Below are 1,810 nucleotides of genomic sequence, written 5' to 3' on the forward strand. Positions count from 1 at the left end.
AGGCCTAGGGAAGGCTGATGCGCGGCGCGTTCGCCAGGAAATAACCGAGACCGGATGTAGTACGATTCGGCATTGACAATGCGAAGTGTCCGCTCGGAAGCCCCATCCAGGGGAACAATTATTATGAATATACTTTCGATATGGCCGACCTTGGTCATTCTCGGCATCACCATCCTCGTCCTGTCGGCGAAACGGGTTTTTTCGTGTCTCGATACCGCTCCTGTTGCACATCAACATCGACTGGATTCAATTGACGGATTGCGTGGCATCCTTGCTTCAGCGATTGTATTCCATCATTTTGTAATGACCGCCTACAACTTGAAGAATGGGACATCCGGGTTGCCGCCATCGCCCTTTTATTCGTTTATCGGGCCAGGCGCGGTGGCCGTATTCTTCATGATCACGGGATATTTATTTTGGGGTCGCCTGATCGATCGGCAGGGCAATATCAAATGGCTTGAGTTGTATGTCAACCGCGTATTCCGGATTTACCCGCTCTACCTGTTTCTGATCATCGCGTACTTCATATTTGTCATTCGTCATGTCGGCCTTCCGGCAACTCAGACGATGGGTCAAACGGTCGCGCAACTGTCGCAATGGCTTTTTTTCGGAATCGTCAACCAGCCCACGCCGTTCCTGAATCGTCCCGAGTATCTGGGGCTGGTCGGGCAAACCTGGAGCCTTCATTATGAGTGGCTCTTCTACATGGCGCTTCCGCTGCTAGCCAGCTTCGCGCGCGAGAAGGCTACGGTTGCGATCACGGGTTCAGCCTTGATGTTTATGCTGTTCGCTAACAGTGTGATCACCGATCTGACTGTGGTCTTCATTGAACACTTCCTGATCGGCATGCTCACGGCGAGCCTGCTTCGGTCATATCCCAAACTGAAGGGCAATGGCGTCATTCGTTCGTGTATTGCGATTGTTGCGGGTGCATTGGCGATCCAGGTATCGGGAGGTCCCTATACGAATCAGGCAACCGTCCTTCTCGGCATAGCCTTCTTTTGCGTGGCTTCAGGCGCTTCGGCTTTTGGCATATTGACCGCAGCAGGCACGAAACGGCTCGGCAATATCAGCTACAGCATCTACCTGTTGCACGGGCTGATTATCAATCTGCTGATGCAATTCCCCCGCTACAACGCCAATCTCGTCTTCACCACCCAAAGATTCTGGCTCGTCACATTGCTGACATACGCCTGCATCATCGCCGTCTCGATTGCGACTTATTATGTGATCGAGCGAGGTGGCATTAACCTCGGGCGCCGGGTCATTCAAAATCTTCCAGCTAACGCCACGAGATCGAGTAGCGCGCTGGCGGAATAGAAGCGGTTCCGCCCGGCTATCAGGCTACTTAGTCATACTCTCGCGTCGATTCTTGAGCGTAAGCGCGCTTAGTCTGATAGCCCCGCTCCGGTTGATGATTTACACTGAATCCTCACTACGATCTACCGGTCTACGAACGATAACGGGGAGAACGATGACGCCAGCAGAGAGGCACGACCTTTATCAGAGCACGCTTGAGAATTTGGTGCGCGCCAACGCGGCTACGGCGGCGATTCTTCGAGAGGAGACGGAGCGGCGATACGCTGAAACAGAACGCAGGCGCAACGCAGGCCCACTTAGGCGGCTGACCTGGAATCCATTTGCCCAAGCCGCAGCGTTTATCGCGCTCCCGATCCTGGCGGCCCGGTTCCTATCGTTGTGGTAATAGGTGATCTTTAGAACTTGCGACCGGTCATACCCACCGGGAAAACCGATGGGTATGGCCGAGTACATCAGCAATGGCCACAAAGACAGCGCTTACTGCACGCCC

Annotated in this window: 1 protein-coding gene; it reads left to right on the forward strand. The window is 53.9% G+C overall.

Annotated elements, in window-relative coordinates:
- Positions 1-123: 123 nt before the first annotated feature.
- The gene (locus P0D70_RS36455) at positions 124-1,320 is read left to right on the forward strand and encodes an acyltransferase family protein (RefSeq protein ID WP_408188090.1); all 1,197 of its coding nucleotides are present in this window, start codon (positions 124-126) and stop codon (positions 1,318-1,320) included.
- The last annotated feature ends 490 nt before the right edge of the window (positions 1,321-1,810 follow it).

This window comes from Paraburkholderia sp. RL17-381-BIF-C, from assembly GCF_046026435.1.
Classification (GTDB): Bacteria; Pseudomonadota; Gammaproteobacteria; order Burkholderiales; family Burkholderiaceae; genus Paraburkholderia.